This is a genomic window from Streptomyces sp. NPDC015127 (assembly GCF_043080095.1).
Lineage (GTDB): Bacteria > Actinomycetota > Actinomycetes > Streptomycetales > Streptomycetaceae > Streptomyces.
Genome location: NZ_JBIBVE010000019.1, coordinates 27,434 through 51,726 on the forward strand (window position 1 = coordinate 27,434; position 24,293 = coordinate 51,726).

The 24,293-nt window shown below is 72.2% G+C and carries 24 protein-coding genes and 2 pseudogenes; 9 read left to right on the plus strand and 17 right to left on the minus strand.

All coding sequences use genetic code 11. The features are described 5' to 3' along the window. Positions 1 to 108: 108 nt before the first annotated feature. The 3 genes and pseudogenes from ACF08N_RS31050 to ACF08N_RS31060 all read right to left on the minus strand — a co-directional run. Complete coding sequence (locus ACF08N_RS31050) at positions 109 to 768, minus strand: DUF4253 domain-containing protein (protein ID WP_392328128.1); 660 nt, start codon at positions 766 to 768, stop codon at positions 109 to 111. 243 nt (positions 769 to 1,011) lie between these two features. After that, positions 1,012 to 1,059 (minus strand): annotated as a pseudogene (locus tag ACF08N_RS31055) (hypothetical protein); the annotation flags it as partial. A 122-nt stretch (positions 1,060 to 1,181) separates the two neighbouring features. After that, positions 1,182 to 1,439, minus strand: a pseudogene (locus ACF08N_RS31060) (NAD(P)-binding domain-containing protein); the annotation flags it as partial. A 175-nt stretch (positions 1,440 to 1,614) separates the two neighbouring features. On the opposite strand from ACF08N_RS31060, the gene ACF08N_RS31065 reads away from it, so the two are divergent. Further along, the gene (locus ACF08N_RS31065; protein WP_365996216.1) at positions 1,615 to 1,884 is read left to right on the plus strand and encodes a DUF1876 domain-containing protein; all 270 of its coding nucleotides are present in this window, start codon (positions 1,615 to 1,617) and stop codon (positions 1,882 to 1,884) included. A gap of 76 nt (positions 1,885 to 1,960) precedes the next feature. On the opposite strand, the gene argS is transcribed toward ACF08N_RS31065, so the two are convergent. Next, positions 1,961 to 3,724: an arginine--tRNA ligase gene (gene argS, locus ACF08N_RS31070; protein ID WP_392328042.1), complete on the minus strand. Its 1,764-nt coding sequence runs from the start codon at positions 3,722 to 3,724 to the stop codon at positions 1,961 to 1,963. Between the two features lie 185 nt (positions 3,725 to 3,909). Here argS and lysS point away from each other — a divergent pair, with 185 nt between their 5' ends. Beyond that, a complete protein-coding gene (gene lysS, locus ACF08N_RS31075; protein WP_392328043.1) occupies positions 3,910 to 5,658 on the plus strand; it encodes a lysine--tRNA ligase in 1,749 nt (582 codons plus the stop codon). A gap of 69 nt (positions 5,659 to 5,727) precedes the next feature. Here the strand turns inward: lysS and ACF08N_RS31080 are convergent, their stop codons facing one another. The 3 genes from ACF08N_RS31080 to ACF08N_RS31090 form a co-directional block, all read right to left on the minus strand. Continuing rightward, positions 5,728 to 7,050, minus strand: a complete 1,323-nt coding sequence (locus ACF08N_RS31080) for a DUF2637 domain-containing protein (protein ID WP_392328044.1) — start codon at positions 7,048 to 7,050, stop codon at positions 5,728 to 5,730. A gap of 194 nt (positions 7,051 to 7,244) precedes the next feature. Then, positions 7,245 to 7,964, minus strand: a complete 720-nt coding sequence (locus ACF08N_RS31085) for a DUF3558 domain-containing protein (protein ID WP_392328045.1) — start codon at positions 7,962 to 7,964, stop codon at positions 7,245 to 7,247. Between the two features lie 156 nt (positions 7,965 to 8,120). Beyond that, positions 8,121 to 9,065, minus strand: coding sequence for a DUF3558 domain-containing protein (locus ACF08N_RS31090; RefSeq protein WP_392328046.1), 945 nt, complete (start codon positions 9,063 to 9,065; stop codon positions 8,121 to 8,123). A gap of 187 nt (positions 9,066 to 9,252) precedes the next feature. Between ACF08N_RS31090 and ACF08N_RS31095 the strand changes: the two genes are divergently transcribed. Then, positions 9,253 to 10,446, plus strand: a complete 1,194-nt coding sequence (locus ACF08N_RS31095; protein ID WP_392328047.1) for an RtcB family protein — start codon at positions 9,253 to 9,255, stop codon at positions 10,444 to 10,446. A 151-nt stretch (positions 10,447 to 10,597) separates the two neighbouring features. Here ACF08N_RS31095 and ACF08N_RS31100 read toward each other — a convergent pair whose 3' ends face one another. Further along, a complete protein-coding gene (locus ACF08N_RS31100) occupies positions 10,598 to 11,593 on the minus strand; it encodes an aldo/keto reductase (protein WP_392328048.1) in 996 nt (331 codons plus the stop codon). 69 nt (positions 11,594 to 11,662) lie between these two features. Between ACF08N_RS31100 and ACF08N_RS31105 the strand changes: the two genes are divergently transcribed. Further along, positions 11,663 to 12,334 (plus strand): DNA-binding response regulator, encoded by a 672-nt coding sequence (locus ACF08N_RS31105; protein ID WP_392328049.1) that lies wholly within the window; start codon positions 11,663 to 11,665, stop codon positions 12,332 to 12,334. On the opposite strand, the gene ACF08N_RS31110 is transcribed toward ACF08N_RS31105, so the two are convergent. Together ACF08N_RS31110 and ACF08N_RS31115 are read right to left on the minus strand one after the other, a co-directional pair. Continuing rightward, on the minus strand, positions 12,284 to 12,883 hold the full coding sequence (locus tag ACF08N_RS31110; protein ID WP_392328050.1) for a GNAT family N-acetyltransferase: 600 nt from the start codon (positions 12,881 to 12,883) through the stop codon (positions 12,284 to 12,286). The genes ACF08N_RS31105 and ACF08N_RS31110 overlap by 51 nt on opposite strands. After that, positions 12,883 to 13,647, minus strand: a complete 765-nt coding sequence (locus tag ACF08N_RS31115) for an SDR family NAD(P)-dependent oxidoreductase (protein WP_392328051.1) — start codon at positions 13,645 to 13,647, stop codon at positions 12,883 to 12,885. Before ACF08N_RS31115 ends, ACF08N_RS31110 begins: the two co-directional genes overlap by 1 nt. A gap of 624 nt (positions 13,648 to 14,271) precedes the next feature. Between ACF08N_RS31115 and ACF08N_RS31120 the strand changes: the two genes are divergently transcribed. After that, the gene (locus tag ACF08N_RS31120) at positions 14,272 to 14,769 is read left to right on the plus strand and encodes a hypothetical protein (protein ID WP_392328052.1); all 498 of its coding nucleotides are present in this window, start codon (positions 14,272 to 14,274) and stop codon (positions 14,767 to 14,769) included. Positions 14,770 to 14,804: 35 nt separating this feature from the next. On the opposite strand, the gene ACF08N_RS31125 is transcribed toward ACF08N_RS31120, so the two are convergent. Further along, complete coding sequence (locus tag ACF08N_RS31125) at positions 14,805 to 16,298, minus strand: FAD-dependent monooxygenase (protein WP_392328053.1); 1,494 nt, start codon at positions 16,296 to 16,298, stop codon at positions 14,805 to 14,807. 127 nt (positions 16,299 to 16,425) lie between these two features. Between ACF08N_RS31125 and ACF08N_RS31130 the strand changes: the two genes are divergently transcribed. Beyond that, a complete protein-coding gene (locus ACF08N_RS31130; RefSeq protein ID WP_392328054.1) occupies positions 16,426 to 17,001 on the plus strand; it encodes a TetR family transcriptional regulator in 576 nt (191 codons plus the stop codon). Between the two features lie 146 nt (positions 17,002 to 17,147). Further along, positions 17,148 to 17,642, plus strand: coding sequence for a MarR family winged helix-turn-helix transcriptional regulator (locus ACF08N_RS31135; protein ID WP_392328055.1), 495 nt, complete (start codon positions 17,148 to 17,150; stop codon positions 17,640 to 17,642). 196 nt (positions 17,643 to 17,838) lie between these two features. Here the strand turns inward: ACF08N_RS31135 and ACF08N_RS31140 are convergent, their stop codons facing one another. The 5 genes from ACF08N_RS31140 to ACF08N_RS31160 form a co-directional block, all read right to left on the minus strand. After that, the gene (locus ACF08N_RS31140; protein WP_392328056.1) at positions 17,839 to 18,564 is read right to left on the minus strand and encodes a Mut7-C RNAse domain-containing protein; all 726 of its coding nucleotides are present in this window, start codon (positions 18,562 to 18,564) and stop codon (positions 17,839 to 17,841) included. Between the two features lie 58 nt (positions 18,565 to 18,622). Beyond that, positions 18,623 to 19,468, minus strand: coding sequence for an NAD(P)H-binding protein (locus ACF08N_RS31145; protein WP_392328057.1), 846 nt, complete (start codon positions 19,466 to 19,468; stop codon positions 18,623 to 18,625). 122 nt (positions 19,469 to 19,590) lie between these two features. Next, a complete protein-coding gene (locus tag ACF08N_RS31150; protein ID WP_392328058.1) occupies positions 19,591 to 20,343 on the minus strand; it encodes a phosphodiesterase in 753 nt (250 codons plus the stop codon). Positions 20,344 to 20,394: 51 nt separating this feature from the next. Then, positions 20,395 to 20,928 (minus strand): GNAT family N-acetyltransferase, encoded by a 534-nt coding sequence (locus tag ACF08N_RS31155; protein WP_392328059.1) that lies wholly within the window; start codon positions 20,926 to 20,928, stop codon positions 20,395 to 20,397. 50 nt (positions 20,929 to 20,978) lie between these two features. Continuing rightward, positions 20,979 to 21,938 carry a DUF6597 domain-containing transcriptional factor gene (locus ACF08N_RS31160; RefSeq protein ID WP_392328060.1) on the minus strand — a complete coding sequence of 320 codons (960 nt, stop codon included), beginning with the start codon at positions 21,936 to 21,938 and terminating at the stop codon, positions 20,979 to 20,981. 73 nt (positions 21,939 to 22,011) lie between these two features. On the opposite strand from ACF08N_RS31160, the gene ACF08N_RS31165 reads away from it, so the two are divergent. Both ACF08N_RS31165 and ACF08N_RS31170 read left to right on the plus strand, forming a co-directional pair. After that, the gene (locus ACF08N_RS31165; protein ID WP_392328061.1) at positions 22,012 to 22,596 is read left to right on the plus strand and encodes a TIGR03086 family metal-binding protein; all 585 of its coding nucleotides are present in this window, start codon (positions 22,012 to 22,014) and stop codon (positions 22,594 to 22,596) included. A gap of 133 nt (positions 22,597 to 22,729) precedes the next feature. Continuing rightward, positions 22,730 to 23,605, plus strand: a complete 876-nt coding sequence (locus tag ACF08N_RS31170) for a glycosyltransferase family 2 protein (protein WP_392328062.1) — start codon at positions 22,730 to 22,732, stop codon at positions 23,603 to 23,605. 111 nt (positions 23,606 to 23,716) lie between these two features. Here ACF08N_RS31170 and ACF08N_RS31175 read toward each other — a convergent pair whose 3' ends face one another. Further along, positions 23,717 to 24,271 carry a hypothetical protein gene (locus ACF08N_RS31175; RefSeq protein WP_215185445.1) on the minus strand — a complete coding sequence of 185 codons (555 nt, stop codon included), beginning with the start codon at positions 24,269 to 24,271 and terminating at the stop codon, positions 23,717 to 23,719. Positions 24,272 to 24,293 lie beyond the last annotated feature (22 nt).

Genomic DNA, 24,293 nt, shown 5'->3' on the forward strand with positions numbered 1-24,293 from the left:
TGGCCTCCGGGCGAGCCGCGGTGGGGGGCTGTGTCGCACACTCAAGCGCGATGTCATGATCGAGTCAAGGTATAGACCAATGAGAACCGCCGGTAACTTGGCGGCGGTTCAGTCCCGCCAGAAGGTCCAGTGCTCCCGGCCGACGAGATGCCGCGCGTACGCGCGGATCGTCTCGTACCCCTGGCGCACGTTGTCCGGGCAGAACGCGTGGTGCTCGGCCGCGACCGCCAGTGCCTCCTTCGTCGTGCGGGGCGGCCGGGCGACCGAGAGGTCGACGCGGTCGAAGTGCACGGCGACGAGCCGTGTACGGAAGCGGTCCTCCCAGGAGCGGAGCACGGCGGTCAACGGGCCCGTGTCCGCGTGGTTGCACGCGCCGATCCAGCCGAGCGAGGTGAGAATGTCGGCGCTGCGGCGTGCGGGCACCAGCGCGCCCCGCGCCCCGCGTGGCCACGCGTCCCGCAGCAGGCCGGCTGCGACCCGGACGGCGACGGCGTCCGGGTCCCTCGGTATCGAGCGGGACGAGGCGAGCCCCGGCCATGCGCGGGTGAACGGCGCGAGCATGTCCTCGTCGTCCTCGTCGTCCAAGTCGCCCGCGTCCTCGGCCTGTACGCAGTCCCACAGGGCCGCGAGCACCTCCGCCGCGTCGTGGCCGTCCGCGTCCTCGCGGCGATCCGGGCCGACGTCGATGGCCCGGTCCCAGGGGATCGACCGCAGTTCGTCGTCGACCAGAAGGACGGACTGCCATCCGGTGCGGTCGCGCGCCCGCATCAGCAGGTCCCAAGTCCTGGGGTCCGCAGGCTCGTTCGCCTGCCAGAGCGACGGCCGCTGCCGGGCGGGAGGCCAGGGCCGAGGCCGTTCGGATCGATCACCATGCCGACGACGGTAGCCGCGGCCACTGACAGCCGTCCGGTCAGCTGCGGGGCCCCAGCAGGTCGACGAGCCAGGACAGGCCGTCGCGGAGACCCAGGCGTGCAGCGGCCCGGCGAACTCCGACGCGGTGACGCCCGCCGAGCGGACCAGGGCGAGGGCCTGCGCCACGCCCATCGGCATGCCGTACATGCCGGTCGGCAGCGCCAGGTCGTGCGGCGCGGCCCGGCCGGGTCCGTGCCGACCCACTTCGCGCCGCCGAACGCGGCGAGCACCGGCGCGTGCGCCGCGTACGCCTGCTCGTCGCCGCTGTAGAGGACGTACGCGGCCGGGGTCGCGATCATCTGCGGGACGGCCATGATCCCGCCGTCGACGTAGCGCGCGCCCTGCTTCTGCGCGTACGCCGCGATGTCGCGGGCCCGGGCGGGCGTCCCGTTGGTGAGGTTGACCAGCACCGTGCCGGTGAGGTCGAGCGACGCCGGCATCTCGCGGACGTCGTCGTTGGTCGTCAGGCACACGATCACGAGCGGGCTCGCGGCCACCGCGCCTGCCGAGGCCCAGCACGGAGACATGGCTGACCTGGGTGTTCTCAGATGTCGAAGGCTTGCCTTGATCCTTGTCCGGCCCGGGAAACCGGACAAGTACCGCCTGAAAAGTCAGGTACGCACCAACAGGTAAGTGGTGTGGTGATCAGGGCACGTGCGGCGCACCCTGGAAGGGGTACGCGTACCGCTGGAGGTGACCGCCATGCAGACACTCGTCGGATGGCACATCGAGATGGAATTCAAGGAGGAAGGCGACCGGACCAGGGCGGCCGCCATGGTGAGGCTCGGTGACGGGACGGAATGCCGGGGACACGGAAGCGCGAATCGCCACCACTCCGACCAGCCGCAGCTGCTGGTCGGCGAGGAGATCGCGGGTGCCCGTGCCCTGATGGACCTCGCGTCCCAGCTGCTGGAGAGAGCGCACAAGCAGATCGACGACGCGTCGGGACGGCAGTCCCACCCCATCCACTGAATCCGGGAACGACACAGGGGGTCGTGAGCCGCTGTGCGCAGCAGCTCACGACCCCCCTTGCGCGTCGCGCGAGCGGTCAGAGGCGCTCGGGCGTGCGGATGCCCAGCAGCGCCATGCCCTGGTGCAGCGTGCGGCCCGTGAGGTCGACGAGGAAGAGGCGGTTCTCCACGAGCTCCGCCGGGTTCTCGTCGCTCAGCACCTGGCACTGGTCGTAGAACGTGGTCAGGTGCGAGGCCAGCTGGTACAGGTACGCGGCCAGCTTGTGCGGCTCGTACGAGGACGCGACCTCCGCGAGCACCTCGCCGAACTGGTCCAGGTGCAGGCCCAGGGCCCGCTCCGCAGGGGCGAGTTCGAGCTCGGGGTGGGCGACCGGGCGCGTCTCACCGGCCTTGCGGATGATCGACCGGATACGGGCGTAGGCGTACTGGAGGTAGACCGAGGTGTCGCCGTTGAGCGAGACCATCTGGTCCAGGTCGAACTTGTAGTCGCGCACCGCGGACGTCGACAGGTCGGCGTACTTGACCGCGCCGATGCCCACGTGCCGCCCGTTGTCGACGATCTCCTGCTCGCTCAGGCCCACCTTCTCGGCCTTCTCGCGCACCACGGCCGTCGCCCGGTCGATCGCCTCGTCGAGGAGGTCCACCAGCCTGACCGTCTCGCCCTCACGGGTCTTGAACGGCTTGCCGTCCTTGCCGAGCACGGTGCCGAACGCGAGCTGCACGGCCTTGACCTTGTCGCCCAGCCAGCCGGCCCGGCGCGCCGTCTCGAAGACCATCTTGAAGTGCAGGGACTGACGGGCGTCCACGACGTACAGCAGGGTGGAGGCGTCCAGGTTCTGCACGCGGTCGCGGATGGCGGACAGGTCGGTGGCCGCGTAGCCGTAGCCGCCGTTGGACTTCTTGACGATGAGCGGGACCGGGTTGCCGTCGGGGCCCTTCACGTCGTCGAAGAAGACGCACAGCGCGCCCTCGGAGCGCACGGCGACACCGGACTCCTCGAGGATGCGGCACGTCTCGTCGAGCATGTCGTTGTAGCCGGACTCGCCGACGACGTCGGGGTCGTGGATCTCCATGTCGAGCTTGTCGAAGACCGAGTAGAAGTAGATCTTCGACTCGTCCACGAACTTCTGCCACAGCGCGAGGGTCTCCTCGTCGCCCGACTGGAGCGCCACCACGCGGTCGCGCGAGCGGGCCTTGAACTCCTCGTCGGAGTCGAAGAGGGCCCGGGCGGCCTTGTAGAGGCGGTTCAGGTTGGACATCGCCTCCTCGCCGGAGGCGCCGTCCTTGTGGTCCAGCTCGTGCGGGTGCTCGATCAGGTACTGGATGAGCATGCCGAACTGGGTGCCCCAGTCGCCGATGTGGTGCCGGCGCACCACGCGCTCGCCCGCGAACTCCAGGATCCGTACCATCGCGTCGCCGATCACGGCGGAGCGCAGGTGCCCGACGTGCATCTCCTTGGCCACGTTCGGCTGGGCGTAGTCGATCACCGTCGTGCCGGGCTCGGCGGCCGTCGGCACACCGAGCCGGTCGTCCGCGGCGCGCGCGGCCAGCGTCTCGGTGATCGCCTGGTCGGTGATCGTGATGTTGAGGAAGCCGGGGCCGGAGACCTCGATGTCCTTCAGCACGTCGTTCGCGCCGACCGTCTCGACGACCTTGGTCGCCAGCTCGCGCGGGTTGCCCTTGAGTCGCTTCGCGAGCGCCAGGATGCCGTTGGCCTGGAAGTCGGCCCGGTCGCTTCGTCGCAGCATGGGGTCGGCGGAACCGGCCTCCGGCAGCGCTGCTGCCAGGGCGTCCGCGAGGCGCTGCTGCACGGTCGAAGCGAGGGAAGGGACCGAGGCCATGAGCTTCCGTTCCTGTCGAGGGGCATGTTCCAGTGGTCAAGTGTCCCACGGCCGGGCAACCGGTTTGCCGGGACGCGGGCGCCGCCCGGCGCGGCGCGGGAACTCTGTGGGATCCGGTTTCCCGGTCTGGGAGAATGGTGTACGCGAGTTTCCCGACGTTTTCCCGACCCCTAGGAATCAAGGACGTGCCGACCGTGGCTCAGAGCAGCACCGAGACCGACTGGGTCTCCCGTTTCGCGGACGAGGTCATCGCCGAGTCGGAGCGACGTGCGCCTGGCAAACCGGTCGTCGTCGCCTCCGGACTGTCCCCCTCGGGCCCCATCCACCTGGGCAACCTCCGTGAGGTCATGACCCCGCACCTGGTCGCCGACGAGATCCGTCGCCGCGGGTACGAGGTCCGCCACCTGATCTCCTGGGACGACTACGACCGCTACCGCAAGGTCCCGAAGGGGATCGACGGCGTCGACGAGTCCTGGGCCGAGTACATCGGCAGGCCGCTCACCTCGGTCCCCGCGCCGAAGGGCTCCTCCTTCCCGAACTGGGCGGAGCACTTCAAGGCCGCGATGACCGAGTCCCTGGCCGAGCTGGGCGTCGAGTACGACGGCATCAGCCAGACCGAGCAGTACACCTCCGGCGCGTACCGCGACCAGATCCTGCACGCGATGAGGCACCGCGGCGACATCGACGCGATCCTCGCGCAGTACCGCACCAAGAAGGACCCGAAGGCGCAGGCCGAGGCCCAGGCGAAGAAGTCGCAGAAGCCGGTCGACGAGGCCGAGCTGGAGGCCGCCGAGGGCTCCGGCGCCGCGGCCGAGGACGACGGCACCGGCTCCGCGGGCTACTTCCCGTACAAGCCGTACTGCGGCTCGTGCGACAAGGACCTGACCACGGTCACGGCGTACGACGACGAGACCACCGAGCTGACGTACACCTGCACGGCGTGCGGGTTCTCGGAGACGGTCCGGCTGAGCGAGTTCAACCGCGGCAAGCTGGTCTGGAAGGTCGACTGGCCGATGCGCTGGGCGTACGAGGGCGTGGTCTTCGAGCCGTCCGGCGTCGACCACTCCTCGCCGGGCTCCTCGTTCCAGGTCGGCGGCCAGATCGTCGGCATCTTCGGCGGCAAGCAGCCCATCGGCCCCATGTACGCCTTCGTCGGCATCTCCGGCATGGCGAAGATGTCGTCGTCCCGTGGTGGCGTGCCCACCCCGGCCGACGCGCTGAAGATCATGGAGCCGCAGCTGCTGCGCTGGCTGTACGCCCGCCGCCGGCCCAACCAGTCCTTCAAGATCGCCTTCGACCAGGAGATCCAGCGGCTGTACGACGAGTGGGACAAGCTGGAGGCCAAGGTCGCCGAGGGCACCGTCCTGCCCGCCGACGCCGCCGCGTACTCCCGCGCCGCCCGCACGGCCGCCGGCGACCTGCCGCGCACGCCGCGCCCGCTGCCGTACCGCACGCTGGCCTCGGTCGTCGACATCACCGCCGGCCACGAGGACCAGACGCTGCGCATCCTCAGCGAGCTGGACCCGGCGAACCCGGTCAGGGACCTCGACGAGGTCAGGCCGAGGCTGGACCGCGCCGAGAGCTGGATCCAGGCGCACGTCCCGGCCGACGCGCGGACCGTGGTGCGCTCCGAGCCCGACACCGGGCTGCTCGCCTCGCTGGACGACGAGGGCCGCGAGTCGCTGCGGCTGCTGCTTGAGGGCCTCGACACGCACTGGTCCCTGGACGGGCTCACCACGCTCGTCTACGGAGTGCCGAAGGTCATGGCCGGCCTGACGCCGGACGCCAAGCCGACGCCGGAGCTGAAGGTCGCCCAGCGCGCCTTCTTCGCGCTGCTGTACCGCCTGCTGGTCAGCCGCGAGACCGGCCCGCGCCTGCCCACGCTGCTGCTCGCCGTGGGCGCGGACCGGGTGCGCAAGCTGCTCGGGGCCTGATCGCCGCGACCTGAGCGAAGGGCCCTCACCCCGCGGGGTGAGGGCCCTTCGGCATGAGGACGTCGTGTCTCAGGCGATGTGCTCGGCCTCGAGCTCGCTCTGGTGGCGCTTCATGAGGCGCGGCATCAGGCGCTTGAGCAGCGCCGCGCTGTTCGCGTGGCGGACGCCGTACCGGTCGGCGAGCACTATGTCGAGCGTCCGGGCGTTCGGATAGTCCTGGTGCTCGTCCACGTAGTCCCTGTACGCCGGGTAGGCCAACTCCTCGAATTCCTTGTCCTCGGGCGTGAACTCGGGGACGACCTCGGCCTCCGGCACCGGCTGCACGTAGGGCTCGGCGTACTCCTGCGCGTACTGCTCGTCGAGGACGTGCGGTTCGGGGCCCGTGCCGAGCGGGCGCGTACGGCCGCCGGGGCCCGCGGGGACCGGCACCGGGACGGGCTCGAAGTCCTCGGCGTACGCCGGGTCGTACGTGCCCTGATACGCGTCCTGCGCGGCCTGCGAGGCGGCGAACCAGGGGCTCACGCCGGGGGCCCCTTGCTGCTCGTCGGCCTGCTGCGCCTGAAGCTCGGCCGCGGGCTCCTGAGCGGGCAGAGCGGCCGGCTCGGGGGCGAGCGCCTCCCGCGGGCCCGGGTGCTGCCCGTCACCGCGCGGCAGCTCGGGCTGGGCGGACTGCGCCGTCACCGGCGCGGGCGGAAGCAGCACCGGGTCGATGCCCGCGGCCGCGAGACCCGCGGGGGCCGTCTCCGCCAGCGGGACGCCGTACTTCGCCAGCCGCAGCGGCATCAGCGCCTCGACGGGCGCCTTGCGGCGCCATGCCCGGCCGAAACGTGCCTGCAGACGGGCCTGGTAGATCAGCCGGTCCTGCTCCAGCTTGATCACCTGCTCGTAGCTGCGCAGCTCCCACAGCTTCATCCGCCGCCACAGTTTGAACGTCGGCACGGGCGAGAGCAGCCAGCGCGTGAGCCGCACGCCCTCCATGTGCTTGTCCGCCGTGATGTCCGCGATCCGGCCCACCGCGTGGCGGGCCGCCTCGACGGACACGACGAACAGGACCGGGATCACCGCGTGCATACCGACGCCGAGCGGGTCGGGCCACGCGGCCGCACCGTTGAACGCGATCGTCGCGGCCGTCAGCAGCCACGCCGTCTGGCGCAGCAGCGGGAACGGTATGCGCATCCACGTCAGCAGCAGGTCGAGGGCGAGCAGCACACAGATGCCGGCGTCGATGCCGATGGGGAAGACGAGCGAGAAGGTGCCGAACCCCTTCTGCTCCGCGAGCTCGCGGACCGCGGAATACGATCCCGCGAAACCGATCGCGGCAATGATCAGCGCTCCCGCGACGACGACACTGATGAGCACCCGGTGCGTGCGTGTCAGCTGCATCGCGGCCACCGTGTTCCCCTCCCCATCCACAATCTGCGGGCCACAGCCTGGCACATGACCCCGGAGCGCGTCCCTCCGCCCTCGGTGCTCCGTGCGAGAACGGGCCGGGGGCGGCCGGTGAGCGACCGGACGAACGTCAACACCGGTGGGGGAACGGTGTGTCGGCGAACGGCATGGGCGCAGCGCCCCGTTCGCCCGCGGGCCTACTTGTTGGCTGCGGCCACGGAGGCCACGGCCTCCTTCGCCGCCTTCAGCGCGTCCTTCGTCAGGTCGCCGGACGAGGGGTTGTCCGCCCCCGCGTAACCGGTGCCGTTGTAGGTGAGCGTCACCAGACCGTTCTCGGTACGTGCCACGACCACCGCGTAGGTGAAGTCCTCACCGGTCTTCTCCAGCGTGTAGTTGACCGTGGTCGCCTCGTTTCCGATGCCGGGCGCGGGGGTGGACTTCACGTCCTTCGCGCCCTCGGTGGCCTGCGCCTTGGCGATCTCCTTCGCGTAGTTGTCCTTCGCGCGCTGCTCGCCGCTGACGGCGAGTGTGGCGTCGGAGTCGTAGCGCAGGAAGGAGACGTCCAGCCAGCGGTACTGCGAGCCCTTCACACCGTTGTCGTCCAGACCGTTCCAGGAGCAGCTGCCGCGGCTCGCGGCATCCGTGGACCGGCCGGCGGAACCGGACTTCGCCTTCGTGCCCGGCACCAGGTCCTCGATCGTCTTGCGAGCGATCGACTCGCACGGGTCGGGCAGCTCGGTGAACTTCGCGGGCGCGACCGTCGGCGTCTTCTTCGCCTTGGGAGCCGCGGAGGAGGACGAGCCCGAACCCTCGGGCTTGCCGTCGCCGGAGTCCGAGGAGCAGCCGGCGACGACGAGCATCACCGGAACGGCTGCGCAGGCGAGTATGCGGGTGAGTCGCGGGGCTGAACGGTGCATGGTTCCTTCAGTCGGTCGTTCGGTCTGTCCGTCGGTCTGTCCGCCAGGCGTCGGGTCCGTCGGGCGTCGGATCGCCCGGCCGGCCAGGCCACCGTACGCGTCCGTGCGGCGGCGGGGGACCCGGACGCCGGACGGGCGACCGGGCGGCCCGGCCGGTCACTCGTCGAGAAGATCCGCCAGCCTGCGGGCCACGCTCTGCGCCTTTTCCTGCAGTTCCTTGCTGTCCGGGACCTCCGCCGCGGGCCCCGGCTGCTCGGCGTAGACGATCGTGACGATCACGTTCGATGTGCGGAACACCACGCTCACGGTGCGGCGCTGGGCGGTGGATCCGGCACGGTCGAGCACGTCGTCGATGAAGGCGGCGTCGCCGAGCCCCTCCAGGACGCGGGGTTCCAGCCCCCCGGTGGACGTGCCCGTGGACGGGCTGCCTCCGGGCTGCCCCGTTGAGCCGCCGGGAGAGGCGTCGTCCGAGGGCTGCCCCGAGCTCTCCGGGTCCTCGGGTGCCTCGGACTCCTCGGCCTTCCCCGCCGCCCCGGCCTGGACCTCCAGGTCCGGGGTCGCGCCCGGCGAGGCGCTCTCGGTCGCGCTCGCGGAGGGGGAGGCGGTCCCTTCGGCACCGGGGCCGGGGGCCAGGGGCACGGAGGTCTCGGACTGCTTCTTCGCGAACACCTCCTGTGCCCGGTCGTCGTCGCTCACGGCGGGGTCGTAGGAGACGACCCGCTCGAGGTCCACCCGCAACTGGTGGGAGGAGTCCGGCGCCTGCTCCTTCCAACTGCAGGCGGCGCGGCGATCGGTGTCGTACGTCACGGCCGGAGTGCCGGTGAGCACCTGCTGCTGCTGGTCCTCGGGCAGCGTGAGGACGCCGGGCAGCAGGTCCCTCAGGGTGCCTCGCCCGACGGAGCCGCAGGGCTCCAGCAAGGTGCGGTACTTGCCGGGGGCCGCGGCCGAGGCCTGGGCGCCGTTGGCCTTGGCGTCGGGCGCGGAACCGTCGTCTCCACCGCCCGAGGTGCAGCCGGTGACGCCGGTGACGAGCGCCGCGAGGAGCACCGCCGTGCCGGGGACGTACGCCTTCCGTTGCACGTTCCTGGCTCCCTTCTCCATGGGTCCCTGTGTGTGGCCCGCTGTGTGGTCCGCGCCGCCGCGCCGGGGAAAAACGGTTGTCGCCCGCCGAGGGCCGATGGACACAATGTCTATCGCACGCGCTGCCCCGGATGCCGGTCCGCCGAGCTATACGCGGTCATTGGCCGGGCATTTGCGTTACATCTTTTTTCGGGGGAATTGAGGGGCTATGTCGTATGTAGAGGTGCCGGGCGCGAAGGTCCCGATCCGGCTGTGGACCGACCCCGCGACGGTCGAGGACGTGGCGATGCGGCAGCTGCAGAACGTCGCCACGCTGCCCTGGATCAAGGGCCTCGCCGTGATGCCGGACGTCCACTACGGCAAGGGCGCGACGGTCGGCTCCGTGATCGCGATGCGCGGAGCGGTGTGCCCCGCGGCGGTCGGGGTGGACATCGGCTGCGGCATGTCGGCGGTGAAGACGTCCCTGACGGCGAACGACCTGCCCGGCGACCTCTCCCGGCTGCGCTCCCGGATCGAGCAGGCGATCCCGGTGGGCCGGGGCATGCACGACGAGATGGTGGACCCGACGCGGGTGTTCGGCTTCCCGGCGGGGGGCTGGGACAGTCTCTGGGACCGGTTCGACGGGGTCGCGGACGCGGTCAAGTTCCGTCGGGAGCGGGCGACGAAGCAGATGGGTTCGCTCGGATCCGGAAACCACTTCATCGAATTCTGTCTCGACGAGTCGGGATCGGTCTGGTTGATGCTGCACTCCGGCTCCCGGAACATCGGCAAGGAGCTGGCCGAGTACCACATCGGCGAGGCGCAGAAGCTGCCGCACAACCAGGGCCTGGTCGACCGCGACCTCGCGGTGTTCGTCACGGACACCCCGGAGATGGCGGCGTACCGCCACGACCTCTTCTGGGCGCAGGAGTACGCGAAGTACAACCGCGCCGTCATGATGGGGCTCTTCCAGGAGGTCGTGCGCCGCGAGTTCCGCAAGGCGAAGGTGACGTTCGACCCGGTCATCTCCTGTCACCACAACTACGTGGCGGAGGAGCGGTACGAGGGCATGGACCTGCTGGTCACGCGCAAGGGCGCGATCCGGGCGGGATCCGGTGACTACGGGATCATCCCGGGCTCGATGGGCACGGGCTCGTACATCGTCAAGGGCCTCGGGAACGCGGCCTCCTTCAACTCCGCCTCCCACGGAGCGGGCCGCAAGATGAGCCGCAACGCGGCGAAGCGGCGCTTCTCGACGCGGGATCTGGAGGAGCAGACGCGCGGGGTGGAGTGCCGCAAGGACGCGGGGGTGGTCGACGAGATCCCGGGCGCGTACAAGCCGATCGAGCAGGTGATCGACCAGCAGAGGGATCTGGTCCAGGTGGTGGCGAAGCTCAAGCAGGTCGTCTGCGTGAAGGGCTGAGTCGCACGCTGCCATGGGGCCCCGGACCGGGATCGGTCCGGGGCCTTTACGCGTGCCGGGCTGCCCGGCCGCGCGGTCGTCGGGCTTGCGGGGCGCGGCAGGTGTCAGGGGCGGCTGCGGGCTGCGGCGGGTGTCAGGTGGTGGGCGGCTGTCAGGTGGTGGGCAGGCCGGTCGTCAGGGCGGTGAGGTCCTCGGGCGTCAGGCGGAGTGCCGTCGCCGCGATGTTCTCCTCCAGGTGGGCGGGCGATGAGGTGCCAGGGATGGGGAGCATCACCGGGGACAGGGCCAGCAGGCCCGCGAGCATGACCTGCGCCGGGGTGGCGGCGTGGCGGTCGGCGATGGAGCGGAGCGTGGCGAGATCGAGGGCGCCGAGGCCGCCGAGGGGGAAGAAGGGAACGAACGCGATGCCGTCGTGGGCGCAGACGTCGAGCACGTCGTCGCTCTTGCGGTGGGTCAGGCTGAAGTGGTTCTGTACAGCGCTCACCGGGGCGATCCGGCGGGCCTCGGCGAGTTGCTCGGCCGACATGTTGCTCACGCCGAGGTGACGGATCAGGCCCTGGTCGCGCAACTCCGCGAGCGTGCCGAACCGCTCGGAGAGCGGGCCGTCACTCGGGAGGGCGCGCAGGTAGACAAGGTCCAGATGGTCCCGGCCCAACTCGCGCAGGGTGCGGTGGACGGCGGCGGTCAGCTCCGCGGGGCCGGCCGAGGGGAGCCAGTCGCCGTCGTACGTGCGGCCGGGGCCGACCTTGGTGGCGATGACCAGGTCGTCGGGGTAGGGGTGGAGGGCCCTGCGGATGAGGGCGTTGGCGGAGAGGTCGCGGAAGAAGTAGAACCACGCGGTGTCGATGTGGTCGACGCCCAGGCCGACGGCGCGGCGCAGGACGTCGACCGCGCGGTCGGGGTCACCGGCGGGGCCGTGCCAGTCGGGGGCGGGCAGCCGCATCGCGCCGAAGCCCATACGGGCCACGGGGAGGTCCCCGCCGAGGCTGAACCGTCCGGCGCCGGCGGCGTGCGCGGGGCGGTCGGTGGAGGGCGTGGGCGTGGCGGCGGTGATGGGTGTGCGGGTCGCGGCGGTGGAGGCGGTCGCGGTTGCGGCGGTGGGGGTGGCGGGCGTGGCCGTGGTGGGCGTGGGTTCGTTCGTCGGCATGCGGGCATCGTGCAGGGCGGGCGGCTGCCCGGCGGGGGACTGGCATCTTGCTGCCAGACTGGAGGGATCATGGCGACGGATCGGATCGTGACCCTGCGGGGTGAGAGGGAACTCGTGCGCCGGGCAGGGCATTTGTTCGGCTCGGCACGCAGTGAGTTCCTGTGTGCCGCCGAGGATCTGCTGACCTGGTCGGCGGGGGTCAACGCCGCCTTCGCCGAGGGCTGTCGGCCCTGGCATGTGGAGGGCCTGTCCATGCGCAAGCTCTACACCCCGCGCGCCGTGGCCGACGCGTACGCCGAGGAGCGGCTGGTACGGGTCTCGGAGCACGCCGAGGTCCGTATCTCCGCCGCGCCGCTCCCCCGCGAGGCCATCGTCATCGACCGGAAGGTCGCGATCCTCGCCGGTCCGCCCGCGCCGGGGACGCGGACGTACTCGGTCGTCAGCGCGCCCGACGTCGTCGACGGCGTACGGACGCTGTTCGACGCGGCCTGGGAGTCGGCAACGGACCTGCACGACTTCCGCCGTGCACGGGCGGCCGCGCGGCTGCCCGCGCTGAGCGGCGACGCCCGGCGCATCCTGCGGATGCTGGGCGACGGCCACACCGACGAGGCGGCGGCGCGGTTGCTCGGGATGTCGCTGCGCACCTACCGCAGGCGGGTCGCCGAACTGATGACGCTGCTGGGTGCGACGTCACGCTTCCAGGCCGGGCTGCGGGCCCGTGAGCTCGACGGATCGCTCTGAGCCCTGCGCCGCGGGCGGTGCAGGCAGCAGGATCTTGTGGAAGAACGTCGTCGGACGCAGGACGCCTGCGGGGTCGGCGGCGTAGTCGGGGACCGTGCCGAGCGGGGTCCAGCCCGCCGAACGGTAGAGGCGCTCCGCCGTGCTGCCCGTCTGCGTGTCGAGCATGAGCAGGGTGCGTCCCGACGAACCCGCGAACTCCTCGGCGGTGGTGAGCAGTCGGCGCGCGATGCCGCGTCCGCGTGCGGCGCGGTGCACGACCAGCTTGGCTATCTCGGCGCGGTGCCTGCCGTTGGGCGAACTCTCGCACCGGAGCTGCACGGTGCCGACGAGCCGGTCGCCGTCCCGGGCCGTCCAGACGGCGATCCGGTCGTCCGCCAGGGCGGGCGCAAGGTCCGACCACCAGGCCGCGGCCTCCTCGGGCGTGAGCGCGGACGTGAAGCCGACGGACGCGCCGTCGTCGACCGCGTCGACGAGGAGGGCGCCGAGGCCGGAGGCCACGGCCGGTAGATCGGCGGCGGCGAGGCGCTCGACAGCGACGCTGTCGTTCATCAGAGCTCCCTGTGAATCTTCGAGTTGGACGCCTGGGCCCGGGGACGGACCACGAGCAGGTCGATGTTGACGTGCGACGGCCGGGTGACGGCCCAGGTGATGGTGTCGGCGACGTCGTCGGCGCTGAGCGGATCGGCCACACCCGCGTAGACCTTGGCGGCCTTCTCGGTGTCGCCGCGGAAGCGTGTCGTGGCGAACTCCTCCGTCCGGACCATGCCGGGCGCGATCTCGATGACGCGGACGGGAGTTCCGACGATCTCCAGGCGCAGCGTCTCGGCGAGGACGTGCGCGCCGTGCTTGGCGGCGACGTAACCGCCGCCGCCCTCGTACGTGGAGAGGCCCGCCGTGGAGGACAGGACCACCACGGTGCCGTCGCCGCTCTCGGTGAGCGCGGGCAGGAGCGCCTGGGTGAGGTTGAGCGTGCCGATCACGTTGACCTCGTACATGCGGCGCCAGTCGGCGGGGTCGCCGGTCGCGACCGGGTCGGCGCCGAGCGCGCCGCCCGCGTTGTTGACGAGGACGTCGCAGCGGTCCAGGGACGCGGCGAAGGAGTCGACGGCCGGCCGATCCGTGACGTCCAGCGCATGCGCGGTGGCCTGGTGTCCGGCGGCGCTGATCTCGGCGGTGAGGGCCTCCAGGCGGTCCTTGCGGCGGGCGGTGAGGACCACGTGGAAGCCGGCAGCGGCCAGCTGCCGAGCGGTGGCCGCGCCGATGCCGCTGCTGGCTCCGGTGACGACGGCGACGGGGGTCCGGGCGGTGGTCATGTCGTGGCTCCTCGCGCGTGTGATCGAACTGCGGTTCAGGATAGGCGGGTCCGCGCCGGGGGAAGGCGGCGCCGGGGGCCGGCCGGGGGTGCGGGGGACTTGGGGGCGTGGGGCGTAAGGCGTGGGGCGTCAGGCTGTGCCGCGCCGGGGCCGCGGTGGCGTACAGAGCATGGCCGGGCGAGGGCCGTGTGTCGGGCCGCGCCGGGGCTGCGGGGGTGTGGGGAGCATGCGGGGCAGAGGCGGGCCGTGCCTGGCCGAGCGGCCCTGCCGGGCCGCACCCGCGGGGCGTGGGGCCGTGCAGGGCCGAGGGGGGCCGTGCTGGACCCAGCCGGGGCGCGCCGGGGCCGCGGGGGCGTACAGAGCATGCCGGGGCCGAGGGACCAGCCGGGCCCGAGCCGGTCCTGCTGGGCGTCGGGAGCATGTCCGGCCGCGGGGGCCGTGCCGACCGCGCCCGGCCTGCGGGGGCGTCGAGCCTGGCCCGGGCCGCGCCCGGCCCGCCGGGGCGTCCGAACCGTGCCCGGCCGCGCCGGGCCCATGGGGGCGTACCGGGGTCGGATCGGGCGGGGACGCGCCGGGAGTGACGGGCAATCAGGGGCGAATCGGGGGAATCGGTATCTTCAGGGCATGAGTGCGATGCGTAGGGCGCTGTCGGCCGCGGCCGCGGCGTTGGTGTTGGTGGTCGGCTCGGGGGCGGGCGCGCGGGCAGGCGCGGACATGGGCCCAGGGGGCGCCGTGGCGCCGGAGGCGGATGTGGCCCACCACGGTCATGTCTCCTTCGGGGACGGGCGGCTCGGGATCTCCTTCCTGACCCGCAACCACGGTCCCTCCGGCCTCGAGGACGCCACGGTGAGGGTGGAGTTCTCCCTGCGGCCGGTCGGTGAACTGCGGTTGCCCGACCGGTGCCTGTGGGCCGGCGAGCGTGTGGTGCTGTGCGCCACGGGGCAGCTGCGGGCGGACGGGGTCGGCCGCAAGACCTCGATCCGGCTGCGCACGGCGGGCGATCCGGCCGAGGCGGTCGTCACGATCGACACCGTGTGGAACGGCGGGGCGACCGACCGGAACCCGGCCAACAACGCCCACCGGGTGGTCGCTCCGGCCACCGGGGATCCGTACGCCTTCTGACGCCGCACGGCTCGGCCCGGTGTCGCACCGGGGGGTCAGGCGATCGTCCCGCGACCCGCCGCCCAGGCGATGTAGCCGTCGGGGCGGACGAGCAGCGCGGTGCGGCGGCCGGTCGCCCAGTGCGCCCGTATGACGCGGCCCGGCGCGGCCGGGGCGGCGGCGGGCGTGGGGGCGGCCTCGCCGGCGGGACCGATCAGCACGAAGTCGCCCTTGCGCAGCAGCTCGTAGAGCCTGCCCTCGGCGAGCCGCAGGTCCGGGGCGCGTCGGCCGGTGAGGGGGTGTGCGCGGCGCGGTGCGCCGTACGAGATGCCGATGCCGGAGATGACGCCCATCGCCTTCCTCGCGGCCGGCCGGACGCCGCCCAGGAGGCGGGCGGCGAGCGAGCGTGCGGCGCGCTGGAGAGGGGTGTGGGCCATCGCGAGGCGCACGATCGCTCCGCTGCTGCGGAGGACCATCGCACCGACGGGGTGCCGCTCCGACTGGTAGCTGTCGAGCAGCGCTTCGGGGTCGGGGGCGAGGCCCTTGACCGCCGAGGCGAGCTTCCAGGAGAGGTTGGCCGCGTCCTGCAGTCCGGTGTTCATGCCCTGGCCGCCGGCGGGGGAGTGGACGTGCGCCGCGTCGCCCGCCAGGAAGACCCGGCCGACGCGATAGGCCGGGGCCTGGCGCTCGTCGCTGTGGAAGCGGGAGATCCAGCGGGCGTCGTGCATGCCGAAGTCGCTGCCGAGTGCCTGGCGCGCGATCTCGCGCACCTCGTCGAGGCCGACGGGCTCGCTGTCGGGGACCTGACGCGTGCGGTTCCACCCCATGACGCGGTACCAGCCGTCACCGAACGGGGCCATGAAGGCGAACGTGTCGCCCGCTCCGTTGACCGTGAGGAGGTCGGCGGGCTCTTCGGTGAGCCGCACGTCCGCGAGTACGATGGACCTGATGACGGAGGCGCCGGGGAAGGGCAGGCCGAGCGCGGTGCGCACACCGCTGCGGACGCCGTCGGCGCCGACGAGGTAACGGGCGCGCAAGGTGGCGCGGGTGCCGTCCGCGCCGCGCAGCTCGGCGGTGACCGACGCCGGGGCGTGGGCGGGGGACTGGCGGAGGCCGGTCAGCTCCGTCCCGTGGCGGAAGACGACGCCCGCGGACCGGGCCCGGCGCTCGAGCAGCTTCTCCACCTCGTACTGCGGGGTGATCAGCAGGAACGGGAAGCGGGACGGGAGCGTGCCGAGGTCGAGGGAGAGCCGGCGGAACAGGCGCAGCCCGGTGATCGGCGTGCCCCTGGTCACCAGCTCGTCGGCCAGGCCGCGGGCGTCCAGCAGCTCCAGGGTGCGGGCGTGGACGCCGAAGGCGCGGGTGATGTTGCTGATCTCGTCGGGGCGGCGCTCGACGAGAGTGACCGACAGGCCCGCGCAGGCGAGGTCGCCCGCCAGCAGCAGCCCGGTCGGGCCGGCTCCGACGACGATCACGTCCGCGTCGAACCCGGCGGGGCGGTCGGTGTGCTCGACGGATGCGGTGGATGCGGTGCTGGGCTTGCCGTGCATGACTGCCTCCGGTGGTCAACGGCTGGGCTTCAGCGGCTGGGGTCAACACCTGTTGGTCAACGCTTGTTGGCAAATGTAGGACGGCCGGCTCTGGCGTGTCAACACCTGTTGGCCTACAGTTGTTGGCATGACGACGGAAGCTCCCGGCGCCCCGCGCCGCTCCGATGCCACGAAGGCCGCGATCCTCGAAGCCGCTCGCGAGCGCTTCGCGGCCGACGGGTATGAGCGGGCGACGATCCGGGCCATAGCGCGTGACGCGGGCATCGACCCCTCGATGGTCATGCGCTACTACGGCAACAAGGAGAGGCTGTTCGCCGCCGCCTCCGAGTTCGACCTGCGCCTGCCGGAGCTGGGTGCCTTGCCCGGCAGGCATGCCGGCGCCGTGCTCGTCTCCCACTTCCTGGACCGGTGGGAGCAGGACGACGTGCTGACGGCGCTGCTGCGGGCGGGCGTCACCAACCCCGTCGCCGCGGAGCGCGCACGCTCGATCTTCCGGGAGCAGCTCGGGCCGGTAGTCGCGGGCCTGTCACCGGACCCGGCCGACGCCCCCCGCCGCGCCGCGCTGGTCGCCTCGCAGATCCTCGGCATGGCCCTGGCGCGGTACGTGCTGTGCTTCCCGCCCGCTGTCGAGATGACCAAGGAGGAGGTGGTGAGCTGGCTGGCGCCGACGGTGCAGCGCTATCTGACGGGCGAGCGCCCCTGATCCAGCGCCCTTGATCCAGCGCCCTGATCCAGCGCCCCTGATCTCCGGACCGTCCGTTTCTCCGGGCTGTCCAGTCCGCGGCTCCTCCGGCCCCGGGACGCCCTGTGCCGCCGAGGTCACCGAGGACTGCTCCGTACACTTTCTGCATGACGCAGAAGAATCCGGACGGTGCCGCGCGGGGTCGGCTCATGGGGGAGCTGTCCACGGCCTCGCGTCGCTACATGGCCTCGTACGCCCTGTTCAACCAGGCGCTCGCCGACCATCTGGGGCTGCATCCCACGGACCTGCAGTGCCTGAACCTGCTTGATCTCGAAGGCGGCCCCGTCACGACCGGGCGGATCGCGGAACTGACCGGGCTCACCACCGGTTCGGCCACCCGGCTGGTCGACCGGCTGGAGCGCGCCGGGTATGTGACGCGGGAACGGGACACGCACGACCGGCGCCGGGTTCTCGTGGCGTGCGTGCCGGAGCGGATGGCCGAGTTCGGGGCGCTGTGGGCCCGGGCGGGCGCGGCATGGGCGTCGATGATCGACTCGTACGCGGACGAGGAGATCGCGCTGCTCACGGCCCATATGCAGCGGACGGTGGAGCTGAGCGCGGCTCAGGTGGAGCAGCTGCGCGCGGGTGACTTCGACGCGTAGGGCGGCAGCCGGCCGAGGTGGCGGGTCCGGCGGTCACGTCCCGGGCCCGGCACGTCCCCGGGCCCGGCATGTCCCGGCGGTCACGTCCCCGCCGTCATGTCCCCGCCGTCATGTCCCGGCCGTCATGTCCCGGCCGTCATGTCCCGGGCCCGGCACGTCCCGGGCCCGCCATGTCACGGCCGTCACGTGCCGCCCGTCATGTCCCCGCCGTGCGCAGGGCCGACGCGACGATCGCCTCCAGGCGGGCGTGGTGGGCGCCGCGCCAGTAGACGCGGTCGCAGACGGTGCACCGGGCGAACACGTCGTACGTGCGCTGCGTGCCCCGCTCCAGTTGCTCCTGCACCGAGTCCTTGTCGGCGTCTGTCAGCGGCCCGTTGCACGCCGTGCACCGGGTCCAGGGAGCGAGCTCCGGCGCGAACCGCTCCAGTACGTCGGTGAGTTGGTCGTCCGGCCGGTCGCTGTAGATGTATGCGCCCGCCCAGAGCTCCCGGCGCCGCAGGAGGCCCCGGTCGCGCGAGAGCAGCACCCGCCGCTCCTTGGCGGACTGGGCGGCCAGGGCGGGATCGCCGATGTCCTCGTTCGCGTACGCCGCGTCCACACCGAGGAGGCGCAGCCGCCGCGCCAGCGTGCCGAGATGGACATCGAGCAGGAAGCGGAGCGGCGCGCCGGGGACGCGCTGGGGCCGGTCGACGCCGCGTACCTCGACGTGTTCGCCTTCCTGCGGAATGTGCGAGACCGGCACCTGGCGGCCGTCGACCAGCAGGCGGCCCGCCTCCGTGAGCGGGACACCGAGCGACTCGACGACATGCCCGAGCGTCGACGAGCCGTCCGTGACGACGGCCGTACGGCCCTGGCGGCGCTCCGGTGGGAGGAATAGCCGCAGCTCAGGGGCGACGCTGAAGGTGATTTCCGGTCCGTTCACAGCGCCAGCATGTCACCGGCCGCACGGTGGCAGCCAGCGGTTTGCGCAGCGTCCCCGGCTAGACGCGGAACGCGTCCGCGTGCTCCTCGGCCCAGTCGGCGAACGTCCGTGCCGGGCGGCCGGTCAGCTCCTCGACGGTGCGGGTGAGCGGCGTGGGCGAACCGTCCGTCGACGCCCAGTAGTCGAGGAGCGCCCGCGCCAACGCGGTGGGCAGGTAGGCGGATACGGACTCCTGCCACTGCTCCGGTGTCACCGCGCGGATCTCGATGGGCGCCGCGCGGCCCGCGGCGGCTTCGAGGATCGCGATCTGCTCGGCGAAGGTGAGGGACTCGGGCCCGGTCAGGTGGTACGCGCGCCCCCTCAGCCCCGGGTTGGTGAGCACGGCCAGCGCGGCCTCTGCCAGATCCCGCTCGTGGATCGGGTCGCCGTAACTGCCGGGGTAGGGAAGCTCGATGACACCCGTGGTGCGCAGGGCGCGCGTCCACTGGAGCGCGTTTCCGGCGAACGCGCCGGGGCGCAGGACGGTCGTGGCCACCGGCCCGGCGGCGAGGGCCTCTTCGACGGCGAGGTGGGGGCCCGCGATCGGGTCGGCGGCCGCGTCGGCGGCGAGGACCGAGCTGGACGACAGCAGGACGATGTGCGAGACGCCCGCCGTGTGTGCCGCGTCGACGAAGGCGTCGATGTGGGACGGCTCGGCGTACAGGAAGATGGAGTCGACGGCTTCGAGGGCCGCGGGGAACGACGACGGGTCGTCGAGGGCCAGCCGTACGGATTCGAGTCCGGCGGGAAGGGTGAGCTTGTCGGGCGCGGCGGACGCGGCGCGGACCGGGGCGCCGCGCTCGTGCAGCAGGGAGAGCAGGGCCGAGCCGACCTTGCCGCGGCTACCGGTGACGAGGGTGGTCATGAGGAGCTCCTGGAGCAGAGAAACGGATAGTCTTCATCACGAAGAATCTGCGTGACGCAGATAAATATTCGGAGAAAGGGCCCGCTTCGTCAAGCGGGCCCTCGTCGTCGCTCTGATGCCCGCTACGGCACGACGCGGAAGTGCGTCGTGACCGGGGCACCGCCTTCGCCCAGGACATGGAACGCGACGCCCGGCGGTGCGGTGCGGTTCGTCAGCGTCTCGCCGCTCTCCCACGGCAGGCGCAGTGTCGAGACGACCCCAGGGGCCACCAGCAGCGGGCGGCCCGCGAAGGTCGTCGCGCCGGCGGTGTGGGCGTGGCCGGTCAGGATCGCCGGGACGTTGCCCCGCCCCGCCAGCAGATCCGCCAGGCGGTCGGCGTTCGTCAGGTTGTTCGCGTCCAGGTACGGGTGGTGGATCACGGTCGGCGGGTGGTGGAAGGCGGGCAGGGCCGGGGTGTCGCCCAGGTCGTCGAGCGTGCCCTCCAGCCACCGCAGCGTCTCGTCGTCGAAGCGGCCCGCGTCCTCGCCGGGGATCGTCGAGTCGCACAGCAGCAGGGCGTAACCACCCACGTGGTGCAGCCGGTTGACGGGCGCGGCCGGGGCGTCGGCGGATGTGTCGTCGAGCAGCACCTTGCGGTAGGCGGCGCGGTCGTCGTGGTTGCCGGGGCAGGTGACGTGCGGTGCGGTCAGGCCGGACAGCAGCTCCGCCGCCTGCGCGTACTCCTCGGGTGCGCCGTGGTCCGCGATGTCGCCCGTGACGAGGACGGTGTCGGGCTGCCGTGTCAGCGAGTTGAGGTAGGCGATGGTGCGCGCGGTGCGGTCGGTGGCCCGCTCCGTGCCGTCGAGATGCAGATCGCTGATGTGGGCGAGCAGCATGGATCCCCCTCCGTCGTGCCCGATGGCTAATGAGTAAGCGAGTCTATTCCATTAGTCGGTCCAGAGTTCGAGGCACCAGTCGTGGGAGCGCAGCACGTTCCCCGGCGGGTACTCGAAGTCGCGCTCCCCGAGAAGCGTGAAACCGGCCTTGCGGCACACGGCGTTCGACGGGTCGTTGTCCACCGAGGGGAACGCGTGCAGTGTGCGGTGCCGGCGCTCGGCCCGAGCCTGCTCGATCACCTCCAGCGTCCCGGCGGTCGCGATCCCGCGGCCCTGGAACGCGGGCAGCACGGCCCATCCCGTCTCGTAGATCTGCTCGCCGTCCCAGGTCTGCTCCCAGAAGCCGACGGACCCGGCCGACCGGCCGGCGTCGTCGCCGTCGGCCAGGACAATGCGGAACATCCGGCCGCGGCCGGTGCGGTCGGCGCTCAGCTCCACATAGCGCTCGTGTCGCGTGAGCAGCTGCTCCTCCGTCTCGGGACCGCCGAGATGGTCCATCAGCTCCGGCGCGTTCGCGGCGCGCAGCAGCTCGAAGTCGCCCTCGGACCACGGCTCGATCCGTACCTTCACTGTGTCGATGCCCATGCCCGGCACTGTAGGGGCGGCGTACGACAACGAGTCCGGTACGGCGCGCCTCAGTGCGGGGGCCGTGCGTACGCTGTCGGCGGCACGCCCACCGTCGCGGTGAAGTCCCGTACGAGGTGGGCCTGGTCGCTGTAGCCGAGTTCGGCGGCGAGCGCGGACCAGTCGAGGGCGGCCGTGTCCGCCTCGGCGCGCTCCAGCGCCTCGTGGATGCGGTAGCGCAGGATGACCCACTTCGGGCCGACGCCCACGTACGCCGAGAAGAGCCGTTGCAGCGAGCGCGTCGACATCCCTTCCGCGGCGGCCAGTTCGGCGACGCGCCGGATCGAGCGGTCGGAGCGGACCCGGTCGACCAGGGCCATGGCCTGCGACGCCTGCGGGTCCGGTGCGGGGGCGAGGGCCAGGAGGAAGGCGTCCAGGGCGGCGACCCGTGCGTCCTCGTCGTCCGGGCCGACGACCCCGCGGACCGCATCCGCGACCAGAGCCGCGGGCGGTGATTCCCCGCGGGCGCCCGGCCCGCCCGGTCCTCCGGCATCCGGCCCGCCCGGTCCTCCGTCACCCGGCCCGCCCGGTCCTCCGTCACCCGGCCCGCCCTGACCGCTCGGGCCACCCACCCCCGGGCCCAGGTCCGGGTACGCCTGCGCCAGCGGGACCCGCCGGCCCGTCCAGTCCGACACCGGGCGGGCCGGTGCGAAGGGCCGGAATCCGCCCGGCCGGAACTGCACGCCGCACACCCGCCCCCGGCCCTCCAGCTTGTGTGTGAACAGTTCGAGGCCGATGCCTGCGATCTCGGCCCACGGCTCGTCGTCCCCGTACCGCTGGAACACCAGGTTCACGGACGGGTGCGGCACGACATGGGAGGCGTACGGCTCGGTCAGGTCCCAGTCGATGAGCCAGTAGTGCTCGAGGTAGGGGCGCAGCTCGGGGGCCGGCTTCCGGCGGCGGAAGTCGACGCGGGCGAGTAGCTCCCGGGCTTCGACGATGCCCCGGGTGTCGCGTCGCGGACCTGCCATGAGCCCGATCCTATGCGGGGCGGTGTCGCGTTTCTTCAAGACGGGGGAGGCGCCGCTGCCTACGGTCGGACGCATGACGAACACCATCAGCGGCCTGTTGCGAGCAGCCGCGGAACGCTCCGTGCCGGTCGTGCGCGGCATCGCCGACGACCGGCTCGGCGACGCGACGCCGTGCACCGAGTACGACGTACGGCACCTGGTCGATCACCTCTTCCAGGTGGTGGTCAACTTCCGGCGGCTGGCGGCCAAGAAGGACACCGACTTCTCCACGGCGCCGGACCGCGTCGGCCATGGCGACTGGCGCGAGGAGTTCGCGGCGGAGACCGAGGCGCTCGTCGAGGCATGGGCGGCGCCGGGCGCGGACCAGGGCACCACAGGCGCCATGAACATGCCTGCGGGCCTCGTGGGTCGGATGGCGCTCGGGGACCTCGCCGTGCACGCCTGGGATCTGGCGCGTGCCACCGGGCAGAAGGAGTACACGCCGGACCCGGTGGTGGTGCGCGAGGTGCTGACCGCGTTCGCGGAGCTCGCGCCGACCGCCCGCAGGATGGGTGTCTTCGGTGAGGAGTACCCGCTGCCGGACGGGGGAGCGGGCGCGTCGGACCTCGACCGGCTGCTGGCGCTGACGGGACGCGACCCGGAGTGGCGCCCGGCCTAGGGGCGCCCGCGGCAACCACGGGCAGGCGCGCGCAAGCCACCCCCGCGCCCCCGACACGCTCACCTCCGTACATCTGCCGGACGGACACCGTTAAGCTCGCGGGTCACGACCGGCAACAGATGGAGATGTGGACGTGTCCCGAGCGCGTGTGGGTGTGGCCGTACTGACGATGGGCTCCCGCCCTGCCGAACTGCGGGCGCTGCTCGACTCGGTGGCCGCTCAGGATCACCCCGCCACCCGCGTCGTCGTCGTCTCCAACGGCGCCCCGCTGCCCGAACTGCCCCCCGGCGTCACGGGCGTCGAGCTCCCCGAGAACCTCGGGGTGTCCGGCGGGCGCAACGTCGCCATGGAGCGGCTGCGGGAGTTCGGCGACGTCGACGTGCTCGTGGACCTCGACGACGACGGGCTGCTCATCGAGTCGGACGTCTTCAGCCGTATCGCCGCGATGTACGACGCCGACCCCGCGCTCGGCATCGTCAGCTTCCGCATCGCCGACGAGACCGGTTTCACCCAGCGCCGGCACGTGCCGCGCATCGGGAGGACCGATCCGCTGCGCGGCGGCCAGGTGACCACGTTCCTCGGCGGCGGGCACGCCCTGTCGATGCGGATGCTGGAGCGGGTCGGCGGCTGGCCGGACGACTTCTTCTTCACGCACGAGGAGACGGATCTCGCCTGGCGCGCGCTGGACGACGGCTGGAAGATCCTCTACGCCCCCGAGCTGGTGCTCCAGCACCCCCGTACGCCTCCGACCCGGCACGGCGTCTACTACCGGATGACCGCCCGCAACCGCGTCTGGCTGGCGAAGCGGAACCTGCCGGCCCTCCTCGTCCCGCTCTACCTGGGCTCGTGGACCGCGCTCACGCTGGCGCGCACCCGCTCGGCGCCGGGCCTGCGGGCCTGGTTCGGCGGGTTCGCCGAGGGCGTCCGCACGCCGTGCGGCGAGCGTCGTCCGATGCGGTGGAGCACGGTGTGGCTCATGGCCCGGCTCGGCCGGCCGCCGGTCGTCTGACGGTCGTCTCACCGGACAGGCGAGGGGCGCGCGGGGTCAGGTCAGACCAGACTCGGCCGGCCGCCGTGGTCCACCGGTCGTCTCGCCGGACCTGCGAGTGGGCGCGCGGGATCAGGGCCAGACCAGGCAGTACGGCTGGTGGCCCGCCTCGTGCAGACGATGGCTGAAATCCTGCCATTCGTGTAGCAGTTGGTAGACGTTGAACGCGTCCCGGGGCCCGCCCCGGTCCGGGACCGTCGACCAGATGAAGGCCGCCGCACCCACCGACTCCTCGCCGATGTCCCGCAGCGGGTCGACCACGGTCATCGGCAGCTTCACCACCGCGTAATCGGGGTGCAGCACCACGAGCTCCAGCGGCGGCACCTTGTGCAGCGGCATGCCCTGGATGCCGGTCAGCACCATCGCGGCTATGGTCTCCGGCTTGATCTTCGTGAACATCCCGCCCATGCCGAGCTCGTCGCCGCCGAGCTCCTCGGGGCGCATCGAGATCGGCACCCGTGCGGCGGTGGCCCCGTCGGGCGCACCGAAGTACTTGTACGTCACCCCCAACCGGCCGCTCCTGCCTCCCACGGGATCATCCGCTTCGCCTCGCCGGTGCTTTCCGCGCCGGGCAGGCTCAGGACCCAGGTCGTCGGTCCCCTCGCCCAGTCCGCCACCGCGATGCATATCTCCACCCGACCACTCGCAG